This is a genomic window from Cupriavidus sp. NPDC089707 (assembly GCF_044748965.1).
In the GTDB taxonomy this organism is placed as follows: domain Bacteria; phylum Pseudomonadota; class Gammaproteobacteria; order Burkholderiales; family Burkholderiaceae; genus Cupriavidus.
This window is the reverse complement of record NZ_JBIVHB010000001.1, coordinates 554,285-578,873: the sequence shown is the minus strand read 5'-3', so window position 1 is coordinate 578,873 and position 24,589 is coordinate 554,285. Positions and strand designations below refer to the sequence as shown.

Genomic DNA, 24,589 nt, shown 5'->3' with positions numbered 1-24,589 from the left:
TATGGCCAATCCCGCGCAAGACCATACGCCCGCCGCCGATGCGGGCGAGCTTCCCGCCCGACCCTACCGTCTGGGTATCCTCGGCGGCACCTTCGACCCGCCCCATATCGGCCACCTGGCGCTGGCGCGGCTGTGCATCGACCACCTGGGACTGGACGAGCTGGTGTGGATCCCCACCGGCCAGTCGTGGCAGAAGGGCACCGACGTGACGCCTGCCACGGACCGCCTGGCCATGACCGAGCTGGCCGCCGCCGCCCTGGGCGACACCGGCGCCAGGGTCCGCGTCAGCCGCATGGAAGTCGACCGAGCCGGCCCCAGCTACACCATCGACACCGTGCGCCAGCTGCGCGACGAATACGGCCCCCATGCCTCGCTGTGCTGGCTGATGGGCGCCGACCAGTTGCTGCGCCTGCACACCTGGCACGGCTGGCAGGAACTGTTCGCGCACGTGCACCTGTGCACCGCCACCCGCCCGCGCTTCGAACTGGCCGCACTGGAAGGTCCGGTGCTGGAAGCGCTGTCGCAGCGCCAGGCCGACACGACCCTGATACAATGCACGCCCTCCGGCCGGATGTGGATCGACCAGACGCTCGCCGTCGACCTGTCTTCCACCCACCTGCGCCAGCGCCTGGCGGCCGGCCAACCCGCAGATGACCAACTGCCGCCGGGCGTGGCACACTACATCGCCAGCCACGGGCTGTACCGCGACGCCCCGGCCAGGGCCTGACCCGGTTGTCCGCAACCGGCGCCCACCACCCAACCGATCTCAGCTGAACAAGAAGACACCATGGATATTCGTAAACTGCAACGCGCCATCGTCGACGGCCTCGAGGATGTCAAAGCGCAGGACATCAAGGTGTACGACACCAGCCACCTGACCGAACTGTTCGACCGGGTGGTGATTGCCAGCGGGACGTCCAACCGCCAGACCAAGGCGCTGGCAGCGTCGGTGCGGGATACGGTAAAGGAAGCCGGCGGCCACATCGTGGCGGTCGAAGGCCTGGAGACGGGTGAGTGGGTGCTGGTCGACTGCGGCGACGCCGTGGTCCACATCCTGCAGCCCCAGTTGCGCCTGTACTACAACCTGGAAGAGATCTGGGGCGACAAGCCGGTGCGCATGAAGCTGGCCTCCGGTGTCCGCGGCCTGGCCAAGGCCAGCGAGCCGATGGACGAAGACGAGGACGAAGTCCCGGCCGCGCGCGGCACGCGCCGTGCCAGCAGCCTGCGTCCGGCGCTGGCCCGCCTGCCCGAAGGCATGAAGGAGCCGTCGCCGCCGATGGGCCACGAGGATACCGACCCGGACGCCATCGCCACCATCCGCAAGCCAGCCCGCAAGACCGCAGCCAAGACGACAACCAAGACGGCAGCCACCAAGACCGCCGGCACCCGTGCCGCTGCGCCGCGCAAAACGGCCGCTGGCACCACGGCACGCAAGACCGCCACCAAGACGGCTACCAAGACGGCAACTAAGACGGCAACTAAGACGGCTACCAAGACTGCCGGCAAGACCGCAGCAGCCAAGCCGGCCGCGCGCAAGCGCACCACCCGCTCGGCCTGATGCCGCGGCGCGCGGCCGGCCGGCTGACGGCCGCGCCGCTTTCACTGCCCCCCGCACTGCCGCCAATCCGCCCCCATGCAACTGGTGATCGTGGCCGTCGGCCACAAGATGCCCGCCTGGATCGAAACCGGCTTCACCGAGTACGCCAAGCGCATGCCGCCCGAGCTGCGCATCGAGCTGCGCGAGGTCAAGCCGGAAGCCCGCTCGTCCAGCAACAACGCCACCATCGTGATGCAGCGCGAAGCCGCGCGCATCGAGGCCGTGCTGGGCTCGCTGTCAAAGCAGTGCCGAATCGTTGCGCTGGATGAACGCGGCCGCGACTTCACCACCGTGCAACTGGCTGCGCAGCTGACCGACTGGCAGCGCGAGGGCGGCGATGTCGCCTTCCTGATCGGCGGCGCCGACGGGCTCGACCCGGCACTGAAGGCACGCGCGAGTACGCTGATCCGCCTGTCCAGCCTGACGCTGCCGCACGGCATGGTGCGAGTGCTGCTGGCCGAGCAGTTGTACCGGGCCTGGTCGGTCACGCAGAACCACCCCTACCACCGCGCCTGATACGGAACCGCGCCGCCGCGGGCGTTACAATTCACGCCACTGCCGGCCGCGCCGCCGGCAGGCCCAGAACCCCGCCTGCCGCGATGCACGACTACCTCTACCTCGCCTCCCAAAGCCCGCGCCGCCGCGAACTGCTGACCCAGCTGGGCGTACGCTACGCGCTGCTGCTTGCCGATGACGACGAGGACGCCGAAGCGCTGGAAGCCATCCTGCCCGGCGAAACCCCCGACGACTACGTGCAGCGCGTCTGCGCGCTGAAGGCCGAAGCCGCGCTGCGCCGCCGCGAGCGCCGCGCCCTGCCCGACGCGCCGGTGCTGACCTCCGACACCACCGTCTGCCTGGGCGGCCGCATCCTCGGCAAACCCGATGATGCCGCCGATGCGCAGGCCATGCTGGCGGCGCTGGCCGGCAGCACGCATCGCGTGCTCACGGCGGTCACGGTGGTCTCCACCCTGGGCATGCACCACGCGCTGTCCGTCTCCGAAGTGACCTTCCGCCCGATGCGGCCGGACGAGATCGACCGCTATGTCGTCAGCGGCGAGCCCCTGGGAAAGGCCGGCGCCTACGGCATCCAGGGCCGCGCGGCCGAGTTCGTCGAGCGGATCGCGGGCAGCTATTCAGGTATCATGGGCTTGCCCCTGTTTGAGACGGCGGCGTTACTTCGCCAGGCCCGCCTGCAGTTCTGAGCCCCGGTCACGCCGCCGCCCAGGACAAGACCCGGCCGCGCCGGGCAACCCAATACCGCCGGACCACCGGCGACCGCGTTTCACCGCTATGACTGAAGACATCCTCGTCAACATCACGCCCCAGGAGACGCGCGTTGCCATCGTGCAGCAGGCTGCCGTCCAGGAACTGCACGTCGAACGGACGCTCACGCGCGGGCTGGTCGGCAATATTTACCTGGGCAAGGTGGTGCGCGTGCTGCCCGGCATGCAATCCGCCTTCATCGACATCGGCCTGGAGCGCGCCGCGTTCCTGCACGTCGCCGATATCTGGCACCCGCGCGACAATGACCGCAACGGCAGCACCCCGCAGCTGGCGATCGAAAAGACCCTGTTCGAAGGCCAGGCGCTGATGGTGCAGGTGATCAAGGACCCGATCGGCACCAAGGGCGCGCGGTTGTCCACGCAGGTGAGCATCGCCGGGCGCACGCTCGTGTACCTGCCGCAGGACCCGCATATCGGCATCTCGCAGCGCATCGAAGGCGAAGTGGACCGCGAAGCGCTGCGCAGCCGCGTGCAGGGCCTGGTGCCTGCCGACGAGCGCGGCGGCTTTATCGTGCGCACCATCGCGGAGGAAGCGACCGACGAGGAACTCGGCAACGACATCGCCTACCTGCGCAAGATCTGGGGCGCGATCCGCCAGAACGCCACCACGCTGCCGGCACCCGCGCTGCTCTACCAGGACCTGAACCTGGCCCAGCGCGTGCTGCGCGACTTCATCAACGATGCCACCGGGGTGATCCAGATCGACTCGCGCGAGAACTACCAGATGCTGGTGGAGTTCGCCAAGGAGTACACGCCGGCGGTGCTGTCGCGGCTGTCGCACTACACCGGCGAGCGGCCGATCTTCGACCTGTTCAATATCGACGCCGAGATCGAGAAGGCGCTGTCACGCCGCGTCGACCTGAAATCAGGCGGCTACCTGATGATCGACCAGACCGAGGCGATGACGACGATCGACGTCAACACCGGCGGTTACGTGGGCGCGCGCAATTTCGACGACACCATCTTCAAGACCAACCTGGAGGCGGCCCATACCATCGCGCGGCAACTGCGGCTGCGCAACCTCGGCGGCATCATCATCATCGATTTCATCGATATGGAGAATGTCGAGCACCGCGAAGCGGTGCTGTCCGAACTCAAGCGCGCGCTGTCGCGCGACCGCACCCGTATCACCGTCAACAACTTCTCGCAGCTCGGGCTGGTGGAGATGACGCGCAAGCGCACGCGCGAATCGCTGGCGCACGTGCTGTGCGAGCAATGCCCGGTGTGCCAGGGCAAGGGCCAGGTCAAGACGCCGCGCACGGCGTGCTACGACATCCTGCGCGAGATCATGCGCGAATCACGCCAGTTCAACCCGCGTGAATTCCGCATCCTGGCCTCGCAGGAAGTCATCGACCTGTTCCTGGAAGAAGAAAGCCAGCACCTGGCGATGCTTGGCGATTTCATCGGCAAGCCGATCTCGTTGCAGGTCGAATCGACCTTCCACCAGGAACAGTACGACATCATCCTGATGTAGTCCTGGCCCGACGCCATGCTGCGGGATGGCCCTACCCCTATTTCGTCTTCGATCCGCTATAACTAAGCGAAGGTTGAGGGTTGCGAGAAGGAGTCCGGCATGAACGCCACGAAACATGGGGCCTGCCTGCTGGCCGTCCTGCTGGGCACCGCTTGCGCGCCGCTGCCGATCGTGCACCGACGGCTGCCCCCGCCACCGCCCCCCGCGCCGGTTGCCGAAGCGCCGCCCCCGAAGGCACGCGCGGCGCCGATCGCGCCCAAGACCATTACCATTGCCGGCGCATGCAAGCGCACCGAGGAAGACGGCTTCCGCGAGGACGCGCTGATGGACGTCACCGCCAACAAGGTGGAGGCGTTGAAATGGAAGCTGTGGGTGTCGCGGCGCGGCAGCTGCGAGTTCAACCTGGTCCAGTTCCGCCAGGTACGCACGACGCCCCACATCGAACTGCAGGCCATCGACGGCAGCCAGTGCAAGCTGCTGGTATGGCAGGATCCGCGCCGCGTGACGCTGGCGCATAACCGCTGCGAGAAGTACTGCACGCCGGGCATCTACGAGCAGGCCTGGCCGGTGCTGTTCGACCCCAAGAGTGGGAACTGCGCCGAGGTGCGCTGAGCTTCCCCGGCCCAGTTGCCCGTTTTGCGGCCTACTTCGCCTTGGGCACGCGGCCCATCAGGTAGAACTCGTCGTTCGGGCGCATGCTGATGGTATTCGCCATCCGGTTCGACAGCCCGAAGAACGCGGTGATCGCGGCGATGTCCCACGCGTCTTCGTCAGAGAACCCATGCTCGCGCAGCGCCGCAAAATCCGCGTCGCCGATTTCATGCGACGCCTTGCACACCTTCATCGCAAAGTCAAGCATGGCCCGCTGGCGTGGCGGGATATCGGCTTTCAGATAGTTCACTGCGACCTGGTCCGCCACCAGCGGCTTCTTCTCGTAGATCCGCAGGATTGCGCCGTGCGCCACCACGCAGTACAGGCACTGGTTGGCGCCTGAAGTGGCCACCACGATCATCTCGCGCTCGCCCTTGGTCAGCCCGCCATCCTTCAGCATCAGCGCGTCGTGATAGGCAAAGAAGGCGCGGAATTCATCGGGGCGGTGGGCCAGCGCCAGGAAGACATTGGGCACAAAGCCCGCCTTGTCCTGGACTTCCAGGATGCGGGCGCGGATGTCGTCGGGAAGATCTTTCAGCGCGGGGACGGGGTAGCGGCTGATGGGGAAAGCGGTGTCGGGCATGGTGGTCTCCTGTTGCCGATGCGTTCTGGTCAACTTCGTCGTCCCTAATTCTTGTGTCCGGGTACTGCCCCAAAGTCTACCGGATTGCGGGGACAAGCCCGGGCACAATGTTGCTCATGCATCGCAAAACCGGATGTCGGCTGGATAAGGCATACTACGTCCCTTCCTGAACAAGGCGAGCGCCCCTTGGCCGCATGCGCCAACTCTTTCCGATGAAACGTATTCTCATCGTCAAGCTGACCTCGCTGGGCGACATGGTATTCACGCTGCCGCTGGTCGCCGACCTGCAGCGCGCATTTCCCGGCGTCAAGATCGACTGGATCGCCGATTCCTACTGCGCCGACGTGCCGCGCTGGAACCCCAATATCGAACGTGTCATCGCCGCGCCGCTGCGTAACTTCAAGAAGGCACGCAGCTGGGCCGGGCTGCGGGAGATCTTCAGCGCACTGCGAGAATTGCGCCGCGAGAAGTACGATGCGGTGCTGGATGTCCATGGCGTGTACAAGAGCGCGATCGTGACACGGCTGGCGCGTACGCGGCACCGGTGGGGCTATCCGGTGGCGGAACTGGGCGAAAGTGGTGCGCGCTTCGGCTATAACCATGTGTTCCAGCCCGTGATCGACGAGGATTGCGCCAGGCAGCGCATGCGCCGCGCGGTCAGCCGCGCTTTCGGCTACAAACTCACCAAGGAAATGCACTACGGCCTGGAGATGTCCGCGGACACGCCCGCCCCCGCAGCGAAGGGTCCATACGCGATGCTGTTCCACGCCACCTCGAGCGAAGAGAAGAAATGGCCGATCGCTGACTGGATTGCCGTGGGCAGCACAATCTCCTCGCGCGGCCTGCGCGTGCTGGTACCGTGGGGCAACGATGCCGAACGCAAGGAAGCCGAAACTATCGCGGCGAGCGTGCCAGGTGCGGAAGTGATGCCGCGCCTGAGTATCACCGGGCTGGCGCAGGTGGTGGGCAAGTCATCCCTGGTGGTTGGCATGGACACGGGCTTCGTGCATATCGCCGATGCAATGCGCCGCCCGACCGTGCTGCTTTTCACGACGACCTCGCGCGAGTTGTATGGCGTCAACACGCCGGGCCGTGCGGTCTCGATGGGCGGGCATGGCGTGGTGCCGACGCGCAAGCAGGTGCTCGCGGCCATCGACGAAGTGATGGCGCAGCCGCCGCCGGTGGCCTCGCCCAACTGAGCGGCTTCAACCAGCGAAACAAAAAAAGGGGCCGGCACGATATCCGACGTGCCGGCCCCTTTTTTTGTCATCGCCGCGGCGATCGCCGCACCGCCGTCCCTTACTGGGTCGCGAACTGGATCCGGTGCAAACCGGCGTAGAGGCCGTTCGCCGCCAGCAGTTCAGCGTGGGTACCCTGCTCCGCGACGCGCCCATGGTCGAGCACGGCGATACGGTCGGCATTCTCGATGGTCGACAGCCGGTGCGCGATCACCAGCGTGGTCCGGCCCTTCATCAGTTCTTCCAGCGCCGCCTGCACCTGGCGTTCCGATTCCGAATCCAGCGCGGAGGTGGCCTCGTCCAGGATCAGGATCGGGGCATCCTTGTAAAGCGCACGGGCGATTGCCAGGCGCTGGCGCTGGCCACCGGACAGCTTCATGCCGTTGTCGCCGATATTGGTGTTCAGCCCGTCAGGCAGTCCCTTGACGGTCTCGGTCAGGTACGCCGCCGCCAGCGCACGCTCCACGCGTGCCATGTCGATCTCAGTCTCGCCATGCGCGCCGTACGCCACGTTGGCGGCGACCGTATCGTTGAACAGCACCACGTCCTGGCTGACAAAGGCGATCTGGTTGCGCAGCTCCTTCAATGCCAGTTCGCCCAGCGGCGCGCCGTCCAGCAGGATGCGCCCCTCGGTCGGGTCGAAGAAACGCGGCACCAGGTTGACCAGCGTGGTCTTGCCGCTGCCCGACGGCCCCACCAGCGCCACCACCTCGCCGGGGCTCACGCGCAGGTCGATCTGCTGCAGCGCGGGCCGCTGTGCCTCGCCATAGCGGAAGCCGACGCCCTCGAAGGCCAATTCGCCGCGCGCGCGGCCGATAGCCTTGCCACCATCCTGCGGCTCGATCGGCTCGTCGATCAGCCGGAAAATCATCTCGGCGGCGGTAATACCGCGCGTCAACGGCTGATTGATGTCGGTCAGGTGCTTCAGCGGCGAGATCAGCAGCAGCATTGCCATCACAAAACCGGTGAAGCCGCCGACCGTCGTCTGGTTTGCCTGCGCCTGCACCATCGCGATGGTAATGACCACCGACAATGCCAGCGCCGCCAGGAACGCCGTGACCGGCTGGTTCAGGCCGCCGGCCACCGCCATGCGCATCGAGTAATTCTTCAGCCGCTCGGACACCGTGCGGAAGCGCGACAGCTCGTAATGCTCGCCGCCATGCAGCTTGACCACCTTGTAGCCGCCAACCGCCTCTTCCACCACGTAGGCAGCATTGTTGGTGTAGGTCTGGTGGTCGCGGTTGAGCTTGCGCAGCCGGCGGTTGATCTTGGACATCAGATAGCCGATCACCGGCAGGATCACCGCCACAATCAGCGTCAGGCGCCAGTTGGTATAGAAGAGGTAGATCAGCAGCGCCACGACGGTCAGGGAATCGCGCACCAGCGTGATGAACACGCTGGTCAGGATCTGCAGCACCTGGTTGACCTCGAAAATCACCGCATTGATCAGAGATGCCGCCGTGTTGCGGTGAAAGAACCCCGCCGGCGCATGCAGCAGGCGCTCGAACATCTGTATGCGCATCTTCAGCAGAACGCGGTTCGAGATCAGGTTCAGCAGATAGCCGGAAGCAAACTGCGCAACACCCCGGATCAGCGCCACGCCGGTCAGGATGGCAGGCACATGCCACAGCGTGCCGGCATAGTCGCCACCGAAACCCTTGTCGAGCAAATCGTTGACGACCTTGGGGATCACCCCTTCACTGGCCGCAACCACCGCCATGGCGATGATGGCGCCGACAAAGACGCGCAACTCGGGGCGCAGATAAGACCAGAGCCGGCTGGCCATGCTGGAGGGCACGGTGGAGCCGGGCGAGATGGGCGGTTTGGATGTGGTCACTGAATGTCTTTCTGTATGAGTGCGCCGTCGGGGCTGGTCCGGCATCTGGCCCGGCGGCCTTTATCCCGCCCGCTTCTGCCGCGCCACGCGCAGGAAGGGCCGGACGAAGACCTGGAACAGGAATCGCTGGTAGACGTAGCGGCGCAGATAATAGCCGATGCTGCGCCGCGCCTTGTCGCTGGCATCGAGATCGGCACGATGGCCTTCCAGCGCGGAGTCCTGCGCCAGCTCGGTCAGGCCGATGCAATACGGGACCACGGCACGGACCGTCACCAGGCCCTGCTTCTCGAAGGCTGACCAGAAGTCGGCAGCACACCAGACCGGCTGGAGCCCCGCCAGCAGGCGCTCGGCCGCGGCACGCGTCACCACGTAGCCATGCGCCCGCCACCATTCGCCGTAGCGGCGCACCAGCTTGCGCCCGTGGCCTAGCGGCCGCGTGCCCCAGCGGGTGTACTTGTCGACGTGGGACAGCAGCACGACTTCCGCACGGTCCGGGTCGAGACGGGCTTCCAGGTCGGCGAGCACCGCCGGCAGGTCATCGCCAAGCAAGGCGTCGTCCTCCAGCAGCAGCGCAAATGCCGCGCCGTCTTCCAGCATCTGGCGGCATACGCCGAGGTGGCTCAGCGCGCACCCGACTTCGCCGCGGCTCATGGGCCGGTATCGCACCGCGGCAGCGGCCGCATCGTAGCGGCGCGCCACGTCGTGCTCGGGCAGCGCGCGCCCGTCCACGGCAGCATAGACCTGGAACGGGACGCCGAGGCGTTCGAGCTGCCCAGAGATGCGCTGCCGGCGCGAGCCCGCGCTCGCCAGGTTGATGACGTAGGCGCCGATCATGCCGCCACCGCCTGTGTGCCCGGCCGTGCCGGCAACTCGGGCACCTTGCGCTGCGCGACCACGATGGCGAAGCACGTTGCGATCATCAACGTGTAGAAGGCATTGGTCATGGCGATGAAGAACATCGCTTCGGTCAGCCCGAACAGCAGGAAACCGATGCTGATGGCGAGCCCCATGGTGGCAGCGGTGCGCGTGACCATGTCGCGGCTGCGCAGATGGCGCAGGAAAAAGCCTGCCGGCACGAGGTATAGCGCGAGTACCGCAAGCACCCCGGGAATCCCCTGCGTTGCCGCGATATACAGCACGTCGTTGTGCGAGTGCGCGAACTGAGCGGTTGCAGGCGTGATAAATCCGCTTGCTGCCATAGCCTTGAGGTTGGCCTCGAACGCGTCCGGCCCCACGCCTGTCATCGGGTGCGTTTCCAGCATGCGCAGCGAGGCCTTCCACAGCTGCAGGCGCCAGCCCTCCGACGTATCCAGCCCGCGGTGCGTCACTACCGCCGCATCGATGCCCGGCGACGAGACCGCGGCATTGAGATTAGCGACCGCTTCGTTCACACGCTTCCTGACGATATCGCTGCAGTATCCGGCTACCGCCATGCCCCCCACCAGGACCGCGAGCAAACCGGCACGGGCGCGGATAGTCCATTTACGCATGATGGTGATCGCGATCAGCAGCAGCACGGGGATGGCGAGCCAGCCGCCACGTGTGGCACTGGCATACGACGTATAGACCCCGGCCGCGCCGGCCAGCAGTTTGGGAGCCATCGAAAGCCACTGGCCGCGCCGGTCCCATCCAATCGAAATCAGCGCCAGCATCCCCATCAGCAGGGAAAGGTTGGAAAAGGGAATGACGTTGTTGACGCCGACATGGTCCGGTCGGCCACCGGCGGTTGCGGTGTATATCCAGACCGCCGAAACGATGGCACCCACCACCAGTCCCCACTGCACGGCCTGCAGCGCACGCCGGTCGAGCAGTGCTAGGCCCCAGGCCAGCAGCCCAAACAAGGCGAAGCGCAGGTAGAGATACGGCAGGTCCATGCCATCGCCGCTGACTACCTGGCGCAGCAGGAAGGCCGCCGGCACGGCCGCCATCGCCGACGCCACCACCCAATGCTCACGCAGCATCGTTCCCCAGCCGCACAGGCTGGCGCGGGGCTGCACGGACAGCGCGAACACGCACCACAGCAGCAGGAAGCTGAAACAGCCATTGGCCGCCGAAGGATAGGTCAGCAGCAGGATGGGAAAGGAAATCAGTGCGGCACATGCCACCAGGGAGAAAACTTTTTCCATCCCTGTGAATCGGGACAAATGTGCTCTTATCATCAAAATCGCAATTGAGAAAACGGCGCCGGGGCATTGCCCGCCGGTCGGTGGCAACCACCAGGCGGCGCCGGGACCACTGCGCCGGTGCTGTAGAATACGCGATCTTCCCTCAGCACTTGGCTGTTGGCGGCGCCGGCGGCTCGTCGGTCTGCCCGACAGGGGTGCCGCCCATATTCCATGAAAGTCTCGGCCGTCATCATTACCAGGAATGAAGCTCACAATATCGGGGCTTGCCTCGACAGTGTGTCCTGGTGCGAAGAGGCGATTATAGTGGATTGGGCCAGCTCGGATGACACCGTAGCGATTGCGCGTGCTGCCGGCGCCACTGTGATCCAGACCGAGGACTGGCCGGGATTCGGCCCGCAAAAGAACCACGCGGTCAGTGCCGCCAGGGGCGACTGGATTCTCAGCCTGGATGCCGACGAGCGTGTCACGCCTGCGCTGCGCGACGAAATCCTGCGACATATTGCCCGGCCCGATGCCCAGGCCCTCGCACTGCCGCGCCTGTCCGCGTTCTGCGGCACCTTCGTGCGCCATGCCGGCTGGTATCCGGACTATGTCACGCGCGTGTTCCGCAACGGCCGCGGTCGCTTCACCGAAGACCTGGTCCATGAACACCTGAAGGTGGACGATCCCGTGACCCGCTTGCGCGAGCCGCTGATCCACTACAGCTACCGCTCGTTGTCGGACGTGCTGCGCAAGATCGACAGCTACTCAAGCGCCGGCGCGCAGCAGGCCTACGCGCGCGGCAAGCGCAGTTCGGTGGCTTCGGCCGCCGGCCACGGACTGTGGGCGTTCATCCGCACCTACATTTTCAAGCGTGGCTTTCTCGACGGCAGCGCGGGCTTTGGCGTCGCGCTGATGAATGCGCAAGCCAGCTACTACAAGTACGCGAAGCTGGCGCAGTTGCACGCCGCGGACAGCGCCAGGGCGCGCGGTGAAGCCTGAGGCCCCACCCTCTCATTGCATCCACCGATGAAAATTGGCATTTCCTGCAACCGCTTCGGCGCCGGCGGCGGCCTGGAGCGATATGCGCTCGACATCAGCCAGGCCATGGCCGGCCGCGCGGGCACCGAGGTGTCTGTCTACGCGCGCCGCTTCGATGCCAGCGTGGCGGAAGCGTCCGGCATCGAGCCGCACCGGATCGTGGTGTCGTGGCTGCCGGGCAAGCTGCGCGACCGCTATTTTTCCTGGCGTCTGCAGGCGCGCCTGCCTGCCGATGCGGTGCTGATCGGCTGCAATCGCGTGCGCGGATCCGACATCGCCATCTGCGGCGGCACCCATCGCGGCTACCTGGCTGCGCGCGGCACGCCGCCGCGCCGCTCCGATCGCTGGCAGATCGACCTCGAAAGCGCGCAGTACGCCGGCGCGCATTGCGTGGTGGCGCACTCGGCGCTTATGCGGCGCGAAGTGGTCGAGTTGTACGGGATACCGGAAAACCGGGTGCACTTGGTCTACCCGCCGGTCGACACGCAGCGCTTTTCGCCGGTCGACGACGCCACGCGCGCGTCACTGCGCAGCGAGTTCGGTTTTGGCGACGATGAGGTCGTGTTCCTGTTTCCGTCTTCGGGACATGCCCGCAAGGGATTCGACCTGCTGGCCGATTACTTCTCGAACTCCAGTCTGCCGATTACGCTGGCAGTGGCGGGCCGCCCGGTCGGGCGCACCATTCCGCGCGTTCGCGAACTCGGCTACAGCAGCCGGATCGACGCGCTCTACCGTGCCGCGGACTTCACCATCCTGGCATCGGGCTATGAACCGTTCGGGCTGGTCGGGGTGGAATCTGTGCTGTGCGGCACACCGCTGGTGTTTGCCAACAATATCGCCTGCCTGGAAGTGATCCGGCCGCAGGCCGTCCATGCGTTCGCTCGCGACCGCGCCGATACGCTCGACCAGGCCATCCGTGCCGCCGTGCAGGCCGCGCAGTCCGGCCAGGCGAGGCTGGCACAGCCGATGGCCATGCTGGACTACGATCCGCGCATCGGCACCCACGTCGATAGCCTGCTGGCACTGGCGGCGCAGGCGATGTCCGCGCGGCGAGCCTGAGCACGCCGCCGGTGAGGCGTCATTCGTAAAGCGTATTCACGCTCTCCGGCGACAGCGCCTGGCGCAGCGCGCCCAGCGCTTCGTCGGACGGTATCACCTGCCACGCCTGCCCCAGCACGGCTTCGCACGACGCGGTCCGGGCCTGGTAGCCGATCCTCACCGGCAATCCCTGCGCGCCGGTGGCACGCGCCAGATGCGGCATCAGCAACTCGCGCAGCATGCCCGTGGACGAATTGCCGTTCATCGCCAGGCGCACCGCCGTCGCAAACCGGATCCGTGCCGCGGTCAGGTCCATCACCGACTCCGCGGTAAATCGCACGCCACCGGTAAAGGTATCGTGCCGCGCATTGCCGGTGGCGATCAGCAGCTCGTCCTCGCGGAACATCTGCCTGTTCGCGTCGAAGACCTCGTTGAACACCGTCATCTCGACCAGCCCGGTGCCGTCGTCCAGCGTCACGATCAGCATCTTGCCGCGCTGGGTCATCTGGGTGCGGATGCCCGAGATCACGCCGGCGATGGTCTTGCCCCGCACGTCGCGGCCGAAGCCGCCGCCGTTGCCCTGCACTTCCTTTTCCAGCGAGGCCAGCGTGCCTTTGTTGAAGCGGCGCACCTCGTCGCGGTAGGCGTCGAACAGGTGGCCGGAGAAGTAGTAGCCGAGCGCCTGCTTTTCTTCCTGCAGCGTACGCTTGGGACTCCAGCGCGGCTCGTCGAGCAGTTCGGGGCGGTGCGCTTCGCCGGCATCGCCCATCAGGTCGAACAGCGAGACCTGGTTGGCGGACTCGGCCTTCTGCTCGGCGGCCTCCATAGCGATCGGCACCGACGCCAGCAGCTGGGCGCGATTGTCGTTCAGGCTGTCGAAGGCGCCGGCGCGGATCAGCGCTTCCATGGTGCGGCGGTTGACCTGGCGGCGGTCGACGCGCTCGCAGAAGTCGAACAGATCCTTGAATGCCCCACCCTCTTCGCGCGCGCGCAGGATGTCTTCGATCGCGCCCTGCCCGCTGCCCTTGATGCCGCCCAGGCCATAGCGGATGGTCTTCGGATCGGTCGGCGCGAAGCGGTATTCGCTGGCGTTGACGTCCGGCGGCAGCACCGCGATCTTGTTGAGCTTGCAGTCCTCGTAGAGGATCTTGACCTTGTCGGTGTCGTCCATGGCCAGCGACATGTTGGCTGCCATGAATTCGGCCGGATGGTGGGCCTTGAGCCAGGCGGTGTAGTACGCCAGCAGTGCATACGCGGCCGCGTGCGACTTGTTGAAGCCGTAGCCCGCGAACTTCTCCATCAGGTCGAAGATGTCGTCGGCCTGCTGCGCATTGAGGCCGTTCTTGTCGGCACCCTCGCGGAACATGACACGATGCTGCGCCATCTCCTCGGGCTTCTTCTTGCCCATCGCGCGGCGCAGCAGGTCGGCGCCGCCGAGCGAGTAGCCGCCGATGATCTGCGCCATCTGCATCACCTGCTCCTGGTAGACCATGATGCCGTAGGTCTCTTTCAGGACGGGTTCGACGCGGGGATCGGGATACTCCACCTTCTCGCGGCCGTGCTTGCGCGCGCAGAAGCTGGGGATCAGGTCCATCGGGCCCGGGCGGTAGAGCGCCACCAGCGCGATGATGTCCTCGAAGCGGTCAGGCTTGGCGTCCTTCAGCATGCCCTGCATGCCGCGGCTTTCCAGCTGGAACACGGCGACCGTATTGGCGGTCTTGAGGATGTCGAAGGCGGGGCTGTCGTCGAGCGGGATATGGCTGCAATTCCAGTCGGCCTTGCTCGGATCCAGGCGGCGGATATAGCGCTCCGCCCAGTCCAGGATGGTCAGCGTGGTCAGGCCCAGGAAGTCGAACTTGACCAGGCCGGCGGCCTCGACGTCGTCCTTGTCGTACTGGCTGACCACGCCGCTCATGCCGTCGTTCTGCGCGCCTTGCGTGTAGAGCGGGCAAAAATCGGTCAACCTGCCCGGCGCGATCAGCACGCCACCAGCGTGCATGCCGACGTTACGCGTCATGCCCTCGACGCGCTGCGCCAGTTCCAGCAGCTGGCGCACTTCTTCCTCGTTGTTCTCGCGCTCGGTCAGCAGCGGCTCTTCTTTCTTCGCTTCCTCGATGGTGACCAGCTTGCCGGGCTTGAACGGGATCAGCTTGGCGATGCCGTCGACGAAGCCATAGCCCAGGTCGAGCACGCGGCCCACGTCGCGCACCGCGGCCTTGGCGGCCATGGTGCCGAAGGTGGCGATCTGCGACACCGCATCCTTGCCGTACTTCTCCTTCACGTACGTGATCACGCGATCGCGGCCGTGCTGGCAGAAGTCGATATCGAAGTCGGGCATCGATACCCGATCCGGGTTCAGGAAACGCTCGAACAGCAGTGCGTACTTGAGCGGATCGAGGTCGGTAATGCCCAGCGCATACGCGACCAGCGAACCGGCACCGGAGCCCCGGCCGGGGCCGACCGGCACGCCGTTGTTCTTGGCCCAGTTGATAAAGTCCGCCACGATCAGGAAGTAGCCGGGGAAGCCCATCTTGATGATGGTGCCGGTCTCGAACTCCAGCCGAGCGTAGTATTCCGGGCGCTTCGCTTCGCGCACCGTTTCATCCGGGAACAGCACCGCCAGGCGCTTCTCCAGCCCGTCCTTGGCCATGAAGACGAGATAGTCGTCCAGCGACATGCCGTCCGGCGTCGGGAATAGCGGCAGGCGCGGCTTGCCCAGCTCCAGCGTCAGGTTGCAGCGGCGCGCGATCTCGACCGCGTTCTCCAGCGCCGAGGGGATATCCGCGAACAGCGCGCACATCTCGTCCTGGGTCTTGAAGTACTGGTCGGTGGTGAAGCGCCGCGTGCGGCGCGGGTTGGCCAGCAGCTCGCCCTCGGCGATGCACACGCGCGCCTCGTGCGCGGTGTAGTCGTCCGGCGTCATGAACTGCACCGGATGCGTGGCGACCACCGGCAACTGCAGCTCGGCCGCCAGTTGCACGGCCTGCTGCACGTAGGCATCGGTGCCGGCATGGCCGGCGCGCTGCAGTTCGATATAGAAGCGCTGCGGAAACACCGACGCCCAGTGCTGCGCGGCACGGCGCGCGCCCTCGGCATTGCCGTTGGCCAGCGCCATGCCGATATCGCCGCCCATCGCGCCGGACAGCGCGATCAGGCCGGTGGCGAGCGGCATGTCGTCTTCGCCCGGCTCCAGGAACCACGACGGATCGATCTCGGCGCGGCCGCGGTACTGGTTGCCCAGCCACGCTCGCGACAGCAGCATGCACAGGTTCAGGTAGCCGCGCCGGTCCTGCACCAGCAGCAGCAGGCGTGCGGGCTTGTCGCGGTCTTCGGTATTGGTCAGCCAGACATCGGCCCCGACCACCGGCTTCACGCCCTTGCCGCGCGCTTCCTTGTAATAGCGGATCAGCCCGAAGGCGTTGGCAAGGTCCGTCAGGGCGAGCGCGCCCATGCCATCGGCGGCGGCGGCCTTGACGGCGTCGTCGAGGCGGACGATGCCGTCCACGACGGAGTATTCGGAATGCAGGCGGAGGTGGACGAAGCGGGGTGCGGACATGGGCGACATTGTACCGGCTCGGCCTGCCTGCCGGCCTCCAATATTGCGTGCAGCCGATGCGTGCAGGCCGCTGCGCAAAGCTGATCGGGGCGCTTGGGAATGCGCGGCAGAAGCGCTCGCGCGCGGTATAATTTCGCCTTTCCTATCAGGCAGTTATCGCAAGCCGCCAACGCCCTTCCCGCCCTTCCGGGCGCGGCCGTGCAGGCGCCGTCCCTCATGCAGATCGTCAATATTTCCGCTTACAAATTCGTCTCGCTGGACGACATCGAGACCCTGCGCCCGGCCATGCGCGAGCGCTGCGAAGCGGCTGGCCTGAAAGGCACGATCCTGCTCGCGCCGGAGGGCATCAACATGTTCCTGGCCGGCCCGCGCGAAGCCATCGATGGATTCATGGCGTGGCTGCATGCCGACGCGCGCTTCGCCGATATCGCGCCCAAGGAAAGCCAGTCGGAAAACCAGCCCTTCAAGCGCATGCTGGTGCGCGCCAAGAAGGAAATCATCACCATGAAGATGCCGCTGATCCGCCCCGAAGACGGCCGCGCGCCGTCGGTGCGGCCGGTGGACCTGAAGCGCTGGCTGGACCAGGGGCATGACGACGAAGGCCGCCCGGTGGTGATGCTCGATACGCGCAATGACTTCGAAGTGGCGGTCGGCACGTTCGAAGACGCCGTCGAGTACGACATCGCCAAGTTCAGCGAATTTCCCGAGGCTGTCGCCGCGCACAAGTCGGAGCTGGAAGGCAAGACCGTGGTGTCGTTCTGCACCGGCGGCATCCGCTGCGAGAAGGCGGCGATCCATATGCAGGAAGCCGGTGTCGAGCGCGTGTACCAGCTCGAGGGTGGCATCCTGAAGTACTTCGAGGAAGTGGGCGGCAGCCACTATCGCGGTGATTGCTTCGTCTTCGACTACCGCACCGCGCTGAACCCGAACCTGGAGCCCGCCGGACCCAAGCAGTGCTTCGCCTGCCGTGCCGTGGTCACGCCGGAAGAACAACAGAGCCCGCACTACGTGATTGGCAAGAGCTGCCCGCACTGCATCGAGACAAAGCAGGCGGCAGCCTGAGAGAAGTCCGAGACGGCCGCTCAGGCCGCCAGCAGGTGGTAGAGATTGCGCAGCATGCCCGCGGTGGCGCCCCAGATAAAGCGGTGGCCGCCGTCATCGCGCGGATAGGGCATGGCGTAGAACAGGCGTTCGCCATCGACCCAGCGGAACAGGCGCCGCTCATGGTGTGACGGGTTCATCAGGAAGGCGAGCGGCACCTCAAAGACATCGGCCACTTCCGAGGCATCCGGGCGCAGCGTGAAACCATCGCGCACCAGGCCGACCACCGGGCTGACGTGAAACCCCGTTCCGGTAATGTAGTCAGGCAGCGCGCCCAGCACTTCCACGTAGTCGCGCGCCAGGCCCACCTCTTCTTCCGTTTCACGTAGCGCCGTATCGATGCGATTCGTGTCCCACTGCTCCTGCCTGCCGCCGGGGAAGCTGATTTGCCCCGCATGCGCACTCAGGTTGGCGTTGCGCTCGGTCAGCAGCACGGTCAGGCCGTCGCGACGCTCCACCAGCGGCACTAGCACGGCGGCATCGCGCAGTCCGCGGCTGCGGTCGTAGACGCGCGATTCGTCGGTCAGCTCCGGCGCCCAGGCGGGCGGCAACTCGAAGCGGTGCCGGATGAAGTCGACCTGCAGGCGCGGCTCGGTCAATGGCGCATTGCGCAAGTCGGTGTCGACGACGGGAAGGGATTCGGGATCGAAGGCGGGACGCATAACAAGTGCAAGTATGACAGAAGCGCGCAATTCGGCGCCGCAGCAAAATCGGGCTGCTGTCGGCGCGCCAATGCAAAAAGGGCACCCATGGGGTGCCCTTCCTGAGGAAACGCTGGCCGGGTCGCCCCGGCCGGCGGGTCCGGCTTACTCCGCAGCCTTGGCAGCGGCGGCAGCCTTCGAGACCAGCTTTTCCTTGATACGTGCGGACTTGCCCGAACGCTGGCGCAGGTAGTACAGCTTCGCGCGACGCACGTCGCCGCGACGCTTCACTTCGATGGCAGCGATCAGCGGCGAGTACAGCTGGAACGTACGTTCCACGCCTTCACCCGACGAGATCTTGCGCACGATGAAGGACGAGTTCAGGCCGCGGTTACGCTTGGCGATCACCACGCCTTCGTAGGCCTGCACGCGCTTGCGGGTACCTTCCACTACGTTCACGCTGACGATCACGGTGTCGCCGGGTGCGAATGCGGGGATGGTCTTGTTCGCGGTCAGGCGCGCGATCTCTTCCTTCTCGATCTGCTCGATGAGGTTCATCGTTTTTTCTCCGTAACCATCGTGCCGGCGTTGTATGCCCCAGGCATGTCCCGGGCCCCGGCAGAGGATGGGGTTTTACCTGGCGGGAGTTGCCTCCCGCCCTTCCTTCGCCGCCCATTCCGACAAGAATTTCTCGTCGGCGCGGGACAGCAAACCTTGTTCGCGAGCCGCCTCGATCAGGTCGGGGCGCTTTCTCGCGGTATTGGCCAGCGCCTGCTGGCGCCGCCATTTCTCGATCTCGGCGTGATGGCCCCCGAGCAGGATCTCGGGTACCCGCACGCCCTCATATTCTTCCGGCCGCGTGTAGTGCGGACAATCCAGCAGGCCGTTGACAAAGCTGTCCTGCACCGCGGACTGCGCGTCGCCCAGCACGCCGGGCAGGTGGCGCACCACCGCGTCGATCAACGCCATCGCCGGCAGTTCGCCGCCTGACAGCACGAAGTCGCCGAGGCTGATTTCCTCGTCCACGCGGCGGTCGATCAGCCGCTGGTCGATGGCCTCATAGCGGCCGCACAGCAGGACCAGGCCAGGCCGTTCGGCCAGCTCCATCACCTTGGCGTGCGACAGCGCCTTGCCTTGCGGCGACATCAGCACCACATGCGGCTGCGGCACGCCGGCTTGCGCCTGCGCTGCCACCGCGGCATCGATCGCATCGTCCAGCGGCTTGGCCAGCATTACCATGCCGGGGCCGCCGCCATAGGGGCGATCGTCGATGGTGCGGTAGTTGTCGACTGTGAAATCGCGTGGATTCCAGGTGCGCAACGCATACCGCTGCTGCTTGGCTGCCCGGCTGGTAATGCCCCAGTCGGTCAGCGCACGAAACATCTCGGGAAACAGCGTGATCACATCGAACTGCATCCGCTCTCCCCCTCCCGGGCACAATGCCGGGCTCAGTAATCGAGCCCCCAGTCCACCACGATGCGCTTGCCGGCGGTATCGACCGTGCGCAGGAACGCATCGACAAACGGGATCAGCCGTTCACCGGCCTTGCCGTCCGGCAGCGCGTAAGCAATCTGCAGGATCTGGTGGGCACCGTTATCGATCAGGCCGGATACTTCGCCCAGCAACTCGCCTTGCTCGTTGCTGACGCTGCAGCCGATCAGGTCGACCCAGTAAAACTCATCGTCTTCCGGCGCCGGAAAATCCGCACGCCGGATCCACACGCGACGGCCCCGGAGCGCTTCCGCAAGATTGCGGTCGGCAACGCCGGCAGCATTCGCCACCACCGTGCCGCTGTGCTCGCGCGACTGCGCGATCTTCACGCAGACCGGCTTGGCATGCTGCGCGTCGGCCGCCACCAGCCCCGCCTGCGGCGGCGCCAGCAACCACCAGCGCCGCGCATGCAGCAGTGCGGATGCGTCATTGGCATGCGGCTGGACCTTGATCCAGCCACGGATACCGTAGGCCGCGCCGACATAGCCGACTTCCACCAGGTCTTCCGGCAGGGCGTCGGCATACAGCAGCGCCGCGGGCATCTTGTGGGCCTTGAGGGCCTCGCCTTGATGGCCCTGCGGCCGGTTCAGCGGCCTCTGCTTGCGTTCAGTCACGTGCGCAACGAAGAACGTGCCCTTGCGGGCACGCTATAGTTCGCTTAGTCCGATGGACCGGCGGCAATCAGGCAGCAGCCTTGGCGCCTTGCTTGACCAGGCGGGCAACGGTCGGCGACAGCTGGGCGCCAACGCCTTGCCAGTAGGCCAGGCGGTCTTGCACCAGGCGCAGGCCTTCTTCGCCTTCCGAAGCCAGCGGGTTGTAGAAGCCAACGCGCTCAATGAAACGGCCATCGCGACGGTTGCGCGAATCGGTAGCGACGATGTTGAAGAACGGGCGCTTCTTGCTGCCGCCGCGAGCCAGACGGATAACGACCATGGGATGATTCCTCAGAAAACGGGTGTCCGGGTGTTCAAACGAACACGAAACACAAGAGTATAGCCCAGTTTCCGAGGCCAAACAAACACTTAGGTGATTGACGTGCCGGTGCCCTGCAGGCATCGTGGCAAAAACCGCGACAGGAGGCCCGACATGCGCCCGCATCTGCACTTCTTGCTTCGTAGTGTACGGCAGTCCGCCCTGCTCGCCGTGGTTCTGCTGGCAGGCAGCGCGGCGGCGGCGCTGCCGCTCGATCAGATCAAGCTGCCGCCCGGCTTTCGCATCGACGTACTGACGCAGGACGTGCCGGGCGCACGCGCCATGGCGCTGTCTCCGGCGGGCACGCTGTTCGTCGGCACGCTCCGGGAGGGCAAGGTCTACGCGGTGACCGACGCGCTCGGCGCCAGACCGCGCGTTCGGACCATCACCAGCGGCCTGCGCATGCCGGCCGGCGTTGCCCTGCGAGATGGCAGCCTGTACGCCTCGTCCGTGTCCAGAATCGTACGCTTTGATAATGTCGAAGCCCGCCTGGACAATCCGCCAGAGCCGGTGGTGGTAAGCGACCGCTTTCCCACCGACACGCACCACGGCTGGAAATTCATCGCCTTCGGGCCGGATGGATACCTGTACGTTCCGGTCGGCGCGCCCTGCAACATCTGCGCAAAGGACGAGAACCGCTACGCCAACATCATGAAGATGAAGCCCGACGGCAGCGACCTGCAGGTGGCTGCCCGGGGCGTGCGCAATACCGTCGGCTTCGACTGGCATCCGGCCACGCGCGAGCTATGGTTCACCGACAACGGCCGCGACCGCATGGGCGATGACGTGCCGGACGATGAGCTGAACCGCGCCACCGCGACCAACCAGCATTTCGGCTATCCGTACTGCCACGCCGGCAACGTCGCCGACCCCGAGTACGGCAGCCAGCGCGCGTGTTCGGAGTTCGTCGGCCCCGTGGCGCGGCTGGGCGCGCATGTGGCCGCGCTCGGTATGCGCTTCTACACCGGCAACCAGTTCCCGCCGGCGTACCGCAACAACGTGTTCATCGCCGAACACGGCAGCTGGGATCGCAGCGAGCCATCCGGCTACCGCGTCGTGCGGGTGGTGCTGGACGAATCCGGCAAGGCCGTCCGGCAGGAAGTGTTTGCCCAGGGATGGCTGCGCGGCAGGCACCCGTGGGGCCGCCCTGCCGACGTGCTCGTCGCCCCTGACGGCTCGCTGCTGGTCAGCGACGACCTGGCCGGCGCGATCTACCGGATCCGCTACGCGCCGTAGCCGGAGACAACCCGCGCAATGCCCGCAAAGCCGCCGAAACACGGGGAAAAGCAAGGGCCGTGCGTCCGAAACAATCCGTTACACCGGTAACGCGCTTGGCATAGCGCGACCCGATGGCCCATGCGTACCATGAACCCATCTTCCAACAGCAACTTAGCGCGACAGGACCCTGGGAATCCGCATGATCACCCGCTCTCTCCTGCGCGACCTGGTGGCTGGCATCCTGGTGGCCTCGGGCCTGGTCGGCGCGGTAGCCGCCAGTCATGCCCAGGTCGCGTTCTGGCAACAAGGCCGTGCTGATGCCCGGCCGGTGCGGCTGCAGGCCGGCGACGGCTGGCAGGTCGCCAGCGTGCGCGCCGAAAGCCGCGATCACGTACAGGCGCAGATCGACCGCATGGAAGCCCGCGCCCGCGCAGACGACCGCCTGAGCGGCCGCCGAGCCGCCGCCATGCAAGGCGCTCGCGACGACAACCGTGCGCGGGCCCAGGATTCGCGCAACAACTCTTCCGACGCCCGCAACGACTCGCGCCCCACCAACGTGGGTCCCGGCTGGCAGGCACGCGGCCGCGACAACGGCGGACGCTGATTCGCCTTGCGGCCGGCGCTCACGCGGCGCCGGCGCCTTGCGGAATTCGCTGCGGAACTCGCCCCGCGTCCCGATTGTCTCTATTGAGTGTGTGTCCCACTTTCACGGTGCCGCACACAGGCTGCCGCCCGGCGCTGCCCGGGGCTCACAGCGTGCCGTCCAGTGCAGACGGCAATCGAACTGACCTGCCTCTGCCCGACACCTCCTGTCGGACCCGATCATGACAGCTCGGGCGCAGCCTCCAGAATGACAATAATTCTGTGAGGTTTGTCATGTCACCCCTCCTTAGCGACCTGGTCGAACACGCAGGCCAGTTATCGCTGTCGATCTTGTTCATGGGCATCCTGACCCTGGTCCTTTACGGCGAAACGCATATCAGCGAACACGCGGCCATCTTTATCAAGAGCCTGCTCGCGGGCGGCTGGCATTAGCGTCGCACTGCGCGTCTGCTGATGCACTTCCCCTCCCTGGCCGTGACCGCCGGCGTACAATGACTGCCGGCTGGCACGCGTGTGCCGCCGTTTTTCCTGAACTGCCACGCACGCCCCTACGCCATGCCTGCCGCCACGCCAGCCAGTCCCGCAACCACTCGCGCCCCCGCCCCGTCTCGCGGCAAGTCCAAGCTATTGACGGTCGCACTGGCGTTTCTGTTCGGCAGCCTCGGGGCGCACCGCTTTTATCTGGGCGGGCTGCGCGACGTGTACGGCTGGGCCCACCTGCTGGGGTTGCTGGCCGGCGCCGTCGGTATTGCCTCGATGGCGACCGATGCCGGGACACCCGCGCTCAACTGGACGTTTGCCGTTGCCGGCGGGGTCTCGGTCATCAGTGCCTTCCTTGCCGCAATCGTCTATGGGCTGCGCCCGGACGACAAGTGGGACGCACGCTTCAATCCCCATGGGAAGCCCACGCGCTCCGGCTGGCCGGTCGTGATCCTGGTGATCCTGTCTCTGCTGATCGGCACCGGCCTGCTGATGGCGGGGCTGGCCATCAGCTTCCAGACCTTCTTCGAATCGCAGGTCGAGGCAGCGCGCGAACTTTCGCAATAACCGCGACGGCGGCGCCATGCATTTCGACCTGCTCGACGTCGCCGTCTTTGCCCGCGCCGCGGCACTGGGCAACCTGTCCGCGGCGGCACGCGACCTTGGCTTGTCCACTTCCACGGCCAGCGCCCGGCTGGGCCGGCTCGAACAAGCACTGGGCAGCCGCTTGCTGCATCGCACCACGCGCCGTCTGGCGCTGACAGCGGACGGCGAGCGCTTCCTGTCGCATGCCGAGCAATTGCTGGCGACGGCGGAGCTGGCGGCGCAATCGGTAGGCAGCAGCGCCGAGCAACCGCGCGGACAGCTGCGCGTGACAATGCCGGCTTCGTTCGGCCGCCAGCATGTCTCACCTGCCCTGCCCGATTTCCTCGCCATTTACCCCGACATCACGCTGGATCTGCGCCTGACCGATCAGGTCATCGGGCTGGTCGACGCTAGCATCGACGTGGCGCTGCGCATGGGCGTACTGCCCGACTCCACGCTGGTGGCGCGCCCGCTGGCCCCAAGCCGCCGCGTGATCTGCGCTGCGCCGGCGTACTTGCGCGAACGCGGCGTGCCGCGCCATCCCGACGACCTGCGCGCGCACAACTGCCTGCTGCTGGCCGACCAGTCGGCCTGGCGCTTCGACACGCCGCTGGGCGAGACCGTGGTCCATGTACGCGGCAACCTGCGGGCAGATAATGGCGAAGTGATTCGCGATGCGCTGGTCGCGGGCGTCGGCATTGCGCTCAAGTCGACCTGGGATGTCGGCCCGTTGTTGCGCAGCGGCGAGCTGGTGACAGTGCTGGACGAATACCCGGTGCTGCCGGCCGTCTCGATCTGGGCGGTCTTCCCCAGCCGCCACCTCGTGCCAGCCAAGACGCGCGCCTTTGTCGACTTCTTTGCCGAGCGCTTTGGCGATCCGCCTTACTGGGACCTGCCTGACGATGGCAATCTCGGAAAGCGCTGAGTGCTGCATGTAATTGTGCGCGGTCAAGGCGGACGCAATCGGCAATTCCCCTTTCGCGCAAATCGCCCATACTGGAAAAACCGTCCGATCCTGGCGGCGACATGCGCAGCGGAGCCTGGCTCAGGCGGCGCAAAGGAGCACCAATCGACATGCCAACGTATGACGAAGGA

At 66.1% G+C, this 24,589-nt stretch carries 25 protein-coding genes; 15 read left to right on the top strand and 10 right to left on the bottom strand.

Translation table 11 applies throughout. The features are described from left to right. Nucleotide 1 precedes the first annotated feature (1 nt). The 6 genes from ACIP1U_RS02720 (at nucleotide 2) to ACIP1U_RS02695 (ending at nucleotide 4,966) form a co-directional block, all read left to right on the top strand. The gene (locus ACIP1U_RS02720) at nucleotides 2-727 is read left to right on the top strand and encodes a nicotinate-nucleotide adenylyltransferase (RefSeq protein ID WP_400311390.1); all 726 of its coding nucleotides are present in this window, start codon (nucleotides 2-4) and stop codon (nucleotides 725-727) included. A 60-nt stretch (nucleotides 728-787) separates the two neighbouring features. Next, complete coding sequence (rsfS, locus tag ACIP1U_RS02715) at nucleotides 788-1,558, top strand: ribosome silencing factor (RefSeq protein WP_400311387.1); 771 nt, start codon at nucleotides 788-790, stop codon at nucleotides 1,556-1,558. Nucleotides 1,559-1,633: 75 nt separating this feature from the next. Beyond that, entirely contained in the window at nucleotides 1,634-2,113 is a 480-nt protein-coding gene (gene rlmH / locus ACIP1U_RS02710; protein WP_400311384.1) for a 23S rRNA (pseudouridine(1915)-N(3))-methyltransferase RlmH, read from the top strand. An 83-nt stretch (nucleotides 2,114-2,196) separates the two neighbouring features. Beyond that, a complete protein-coding gene (locus ACIP1U_RS02705) occupies nucleotides 2,197-2,799 on the top strand; it encodes a Maf family protein (RefSeq protein ID WP_400311382.1) in 603 nt (200 codons plus the stop codon). 88 nt (nucleotides 2,800-2,887) lie between these two features. After that, nucleotides 2,888-4,354 carry a ribonuclease G gene (gene rng, locus ACIP1U_RS02700; protein WP_400311380.1) on the top strand — a complete coding sequence of 489 codons (1,467 nt, stop codon included), beginning with the start codon at nucleotides 2,888-2,890 and terminating at the stop codon, nucleotides 4,352-4,354. A gap of 99 nt (nucleotides 4,355-4,453) precedes the next feature. Then, nucleotides 4,454-4,966 carry a hypothetical protein gene (locus tag ACIP1U_RS02695; RefSeq protein WP_400311377.1) on the top strand — a complete coding sequence of 171 codons (513 nt, stop codon included), beginning with the start codon at nucleotides 4,454-4,456 and terminating at the stop codon, nucleotides 4,964-4,966. 31 nt (nucleotides 4,967-4,997) lie between these two features. Here ACIP1U_RS02695 and ACIP1U_RS02690 read toward each other — a convergent pair whose 3' ends face one another. Continuing rightward, nucleotides 4,998-5,588 carry a peroxidase-related enzyme gene (locus ACIP1U_RS02690; protein ID WP_400311374.1) on the bottom strand — a complete coding sequence of 197 codons (591 nt, stop codon included), beginning with the start codon at nucleotides 5,586-5,588 and terminating at the stop codon, nucleotides 4,998-5,000. 212 nt (nucleotides 5,589-5,800) lie between these two features. On the opposite strand from ACIP1U_RS02690, the gene waaC reads away from it, so the two are divergent. Further along, nucleotides 5,801-6,787, top strand: a complete 987-nt coding sequence (gene waaC, locus ACIP1U_RS02685; RefSeq protein WP_400311371.1) for a lipopolysaccharide heptosyltransferase I — start codon at nucleotides 5,801-5,803, stop codon at nucleotides 6,785-6,787. Between the two features lie 100 nt (nucleotides 6,788-6,887). Here the strand turns inward: waaC and msbA are convergent, their stop codons facing one another. The 3 genes from msbA to ACIP1U_RS02670 all read right to left on the bottom strand — a co-directional run bounded on the left by msbA (nucleotide 6,888) and on the right by ACIP1U_RS02670 (nucleotide 10,789). Then, entirely contained in the window at nucleotides 6,888-8,612 is a 1,725-nt protein-coding gene (gene msbA, locus ACIP1U_RS02680) for a lipid A export permease/ATP-binding protein MsbA (protein ID WP_400311764.1), read from the bottom strand. 111 nt (nucleotides 8,613-8,723) lie between these two features. Beyond that, on the bottom strand, nucleotides 8,724-9,497 hold the full coding sequence (locus tag ACIP1U_RS02675; RefSeq protein ID WP_400311368.1) for a glycosyltransferase family 25 protein: 774 nt from the start codon (nucleotides 9,495-9,497) through the stop codon (nucleotides 8,724-8,726). Further along, nucleotides 9,494-10,789 (bottom strand): O-antigen ligase family protein, encoded by a 1,296-nt coding sequence (locus tag ACIP1U_RS02670; protein WP_400311365.1) that lies wholly within the window; start codon nucleotides 10,787-10,789, stop codon nucleotides 9,494-9,496. Before ACIP1U_RS02670 ends, ACIP1U_RS02675 begins: the two co-directional genes overlap by 4 nt. Nucleotides 10,790-10,999: 210 nt before the next feature. Here ACIP1U_RS02670 and ACIP1U_RS02665 point away from each other — a divergent pair, with 210 nt between their 5' ends. Both ACIP1U_RS02665 and ACIP1U_RS02660 read left to right on the top strand, forming a co-directional pair. After that, nucleotides 11,000-11,770 (top strand): glycosyltransferase family 2 protein, encoded by a 771-nt coding sequence (locus ACIP1U_RS02665; protein ID WP_400311363.1) that lies wholly within the window; start codon nucleotides 11,000-11,002, stop codon nucleotides 11,768-11,770. A 27-nt stretch (nucleotides 11,771-11,797) separates the two neighbouring features. After that, complete coding sequence (locus ACIP1U_RS02660; protein ID WP_400311360.1) at nucleotides 11,798-12,868, top strand: glycosyltransferase family 4 protein; 1,071 nt, start codon at nucleotides 11,798-11,800, stop codon at nucleotides 12,866-12,868. 19 nt (nucleotides 12,869-12,887) lie between these two features. Here ACIP1U_RS02660 and dnaE read toward each other — a convergent pair whose 3' ends face one another. Beyond that, nucleotides 12,888-16,403, bottom strand: coding sequence for a DNA polymerase III subunit alpha (gene dnaE, locus ACIP1U_RS02655; protein ID WP_400311358.1), 3,516 nt, complete (start codon nucleotides 16,401-16,403; stop codon nucleotides 12,888-12,890). Between the two features lie 216 nt (nucleotides 16,404-16,619). Here dnaE and ACIP1U_RS02650 point away from each other — a divergent pair, with 216 nt between their 5' ends. After that, complete coding sequence (locus tag ACIP1U_RS02650; protein ID WP_400311355.1) at nucleotides 16,620-17,465, top strand: sulfurtransferase; 846 nt, start codon at nucleotides 16,620-16,622, stop codon at nucleotides 17,463-17,465. 20 nt (nucleotides 17,466-17,485) lie between these two features. Here the strand turns inward: ACIP1U_RS02650 and ACIP1U_RS02645 are convergent, their stop codons facing one another. The 5 genes from ACIP1U_RS02645 to rpsP all read right to left on the bottom strand — a co-directional run bounded on the left by ACIP1U_RS02645 (nucleotide 17,486) and on the right by rpsP (nucleotide 20,569). After that, a complete protein-coding gene (locus ACIP1U_RS02645) occupies nucleotides 17,486-18,166 on the bottom strand; it encodes a CoA pyrophosphatase (protein WP_029045682.1) in 681 nt (226 codons plus the stop codon). Nucleotides 18,167-18,310: 144 nt separating this feature from the next. Next, nucleotides 18,311-18,703, bottom strand: a complete 393-nt coding sequence (gene rplS / locus ACIP1U_RS02640) for a 50S ribosomal protein L19 (RefSeq protein WP_400311352.1) — start codon at nucleotides 18,701-18,703, stop codon at nucleotides 18,311-18,313. Between the two features lie 75 nt (nucleotides 18,704-18,778). Beyond that, entirely contained in the window at nucleotides 18,779-19,561 is a 783-nt protein-coding gene (gene trmD / locus ACIP1U_RS02635; RefSeq protein ID WP_400311349.1) for a tRNA (guanosine(37)-N1)-methyltransferase TrmD, read from the bottom strand. 32 nt (nucleotides 19,562-19,593) lie between these two features. Beyond that, the gene (gene rimM / locus ACIP1U_RS02630; RefSeq protein ID WP_400311761.1) at nucleotides 19,594-20,178 is read right to left on the bottom strand and encodes a ribosome maturation factor RimM; all 585 of its coding nucleotides are present in this window, start codon (nucleotides 20,176-20,178) and stop codon (nucleotides 19,594-19,596) included. A 139-nt stretch (nucleotides 20,179-20,317) separates the two neighbouring features. Continuing rightward, nucleotides 20,318-20,569 (bottom strand): 30S ribosomal protein S16, encoded by a 252-nt coding sequence (rpsP, locus tag ACIP1U_RS02625; RefSeq protein WP_022533916.1) that lies wholly within the window; start codon nucleotides 20,567-20,569, stop codon nucleotides 20,318-20,320. 153 nt (nucleotides 20,570-20,722) lie between these two features. On the opposite strand from rpsP, the gene ACIP1U_RS02620 reads away from it, so the two are divergent. The 5 genes from ACIP1U_RS02620 to ACIP1U_RS02600 all read left to right on the top strand — a co-directional run bounded on the left by ACIP1U_RS02620 (nucleotide 20,723) and on the right by ACIP1U_RS02600 (nucleotide 24,419). Then, nucleotides 20,723-21,844, top strand: coding sequence for a PQQ-dependent sugar dehydrogenase (locus tag ACIP1U_RS02620; RefSeq protein WP_400311346.1), 1,122 nt, complete (start codon nucleotides 20,723-20,725; stop codon nucleotides 21,842-21,844). Nucleotides 21,845-22,025: 181 nt separating this feature from the next. Then, nucleotides 22,026-22,430: a hypothetical protein gene (locus ACIP1U_RS02615; RefSeq protein WP_400311343.1), complete on the top strand. Its 405-nt coding sequence runs from the start codon at nucleotides 22,026-22,028 to the stop codon at nucleotides 22,428-22,430. A 272-nt stretch (nucleotides 22,431-22,702) separates the two neighbouring features. Then, a complete protein-coding gene (locus ACIP1U_RS02610; protein ID WP_400311341.1) occupies nucleotides 22,703-22,861 on the top strand; it encodes a hypothetical protein in 159 nt (52 codons plus the stop codon). Nucleotides 22,862-22,984: 123 nt separating this feature from the next. Then, the gene (locus ACIP1U_RS02605) at nucleotides 22,985-23,476 is read left to right on the top strand and encodes an NINE protein (RefSeq protein WP_400311758.1); all 492 of its coding nucleotides are present in this window, start codon (nucleotides 22,985-22,987) and stop codon (nucleotides 23,474-23,476) included. Between the two features lie 16 nt (nucleotides 23,477-23,492). Beyond that, nucleotides 23,493-24,419, top strand: coding sequence for a LysR family transcriptional regulator (locus tag ACIP1U_RS02600; protein ID WP_400311338.1), 927 nt, complete (start codon nucleotides 23,493-23,495; stop codon nucleotides 24,417-24,419). The last annotated feature ends 170 nt before the right edge of the window (nucleotides 24,420-24,589 follow it).

Coding starts and splice junctions, on each gene's coding strand:
- ACIP1U_RS02720 (WP_400311390.1), top strand. CDS start 2: ATGGCCAATCCCGCGCAAGACCATACGCCCGCCGCCGATGCGGGCGAG.
- rsfS (WP_400311387.1), top strand. CDS start 788: ATGGATATTCGTAAACTGCAACGCGCCATCGTCGACGGCCTCGAGGAT.
- rlmH (WP_400311384.1), top strand. CDS start 1,634: ATGCAACTGGTGATCGTGGCCGTCGGCCACAAGATGCCCGCCTGGATC.
- ACIP1U_RS02705 (WP_400311382.1), top strand. CDS start 2,197: ATGCACGACTACCTCTACCTCGCCTCCCAAAGCCCGCGCCGCCGCGAA.
- rng (WP_400311380.1), top strand. CDS start 2,888: ATGACTGAAGACATCCTCGTCAACATCACGCCCCAGGAGACGCGCGTT.
- ACIP1U_RS02695 (WP_400311377.1), top strand. CDS start 4,454: ATGAACGCCACGAAACATGGGGCCTGCCTGCTGGCCGTCCTGCTGGGC.
- ACIP1U_RS02690 (WP_400311374.1), bottom strand. CDS start 5,588: ATGCCCGACACCGCTTTCCCCATCAGCCGCTACCCCGTCCCCGCGCTG.
- waaC (WP_400311371.1), top strand. CDS start 5,801: ATGAAACGTATTCTCATCGTCAAGCTGACCTCGCTGGGCGACATGGTA.
- msbA (WP_400311764.1), bottom strand. CDS start 8,612: ATGGCCAGCCGGCTCTGGTCTTATCTGCGCCCCGAGTTGCGCGTCTTT.
- ACIP1U_RS02675 (WP_400311368.1), bottom strand. CDS start 9,497: ATGATCGGCGCCTACGTCATCAACCTGGCGAGCGCGGGCTCGCGCCGG.
- ACIP1U_RS02670 (WP_400311365.1), bottom strand. CDS start 10,789: ATGGAAAAAGTTTTCTCCCTGGTGGCATGTGCCGCACTGATTTCCTTT.
- ACIP1U_RS02665 (WP_400311363.1), top strand. CDS start 11,000: ATGAAAGTCTCGGCCGTCATCATTACCAGGAATGAAGCTCACAATATC.
- ACIP1U_RS02660 (WP_400311360.1), top strand. CDS start 11,798: ATGAAAATTGGCATTTCCTGCAACCGCTTCGGCGCCGGCGGCGGCCTG.
- dnaE (WP_400311358.1), bottom strand. CDS start 16,403: ATGTCCGCACCCCGCTTCGTCCACCTCCGCCTGCATTCCGAATACTCC.
- ACIP1U_RS02650 (WP_400311355.1), top strand. CDS start 16,620: ATGCAGATCGTCAATATTTCCGCTTACAAATTCGTCTCGCTGGACGAC.
- ACIP1U_RS02645 (WP_029045682.1), bottom strand. CDS start 18,166: ATGCGTCCCGCCTTCGATCCCGAATCCCTTCCCGTCGTCGACACCGAC.
- rplS (WP_400311352.1), bottom strand. CDS start 18,703: ATGAACCTCATCGAGCAGATCGAGAAGGAAGAGATCGCGCGCCTGACC.
- trmD (WP_400311349.1), bottom strand. CDS start 19,561: ATGCAGTTCGATGTGATCACGCTGTTTCCCGAGATGTTTCGTGCGCTG.
- rimM (WP_400311761.1), bottom strand. CDS start 20,178: ATGCCCGCGGCGCTGCTGTATGCCGACGCCCTGCCGGAAGACCTGGTG.
- rpsP (WP_022533916.1), bottom strand. CDS start 20,569: ATGGTCGTTATCCGTCTGGCTCGCGGCGGCAGCAAGAAGCGCCCGTTC.
- ACIP1U_RS02620 (WP_400311346.1), top strand. CDS start 20,723: ATGCGCCCGCATCTGCACTTCTTGCTTCGTAGTGTACGGCAGTCCGCC.
- ACIP1U_RS02615 (WP_400311343.1), top strand. CDS start 22,026: ATGATCACCCGCTCTCTCCTGCGCGACCTGGTGGCTGGCATCCTGGTG.
- ACIP1U_RS02610 (WP_400311341.1), top strand. CDS start 22,703: ATGTCACCCCTCCTTAGCGACCTGGTCGAACACGCAGGCCAGTTATCG.
- ACIP1U_RS02605 (WP_400311758.1), top strand. CDS start 22,985: ATGCCTGCCGCCACGCCAGCCAGTCCCGCAACCACTCGCGCCCCCGCC.
- ACIP1U_RS02600 (WP_400311338.1), top strand. CDS start 23,493: ATGCATTTCGACCTGCTCGACGTCGCCGTCTTTGCCCGCGCCGCGGCA.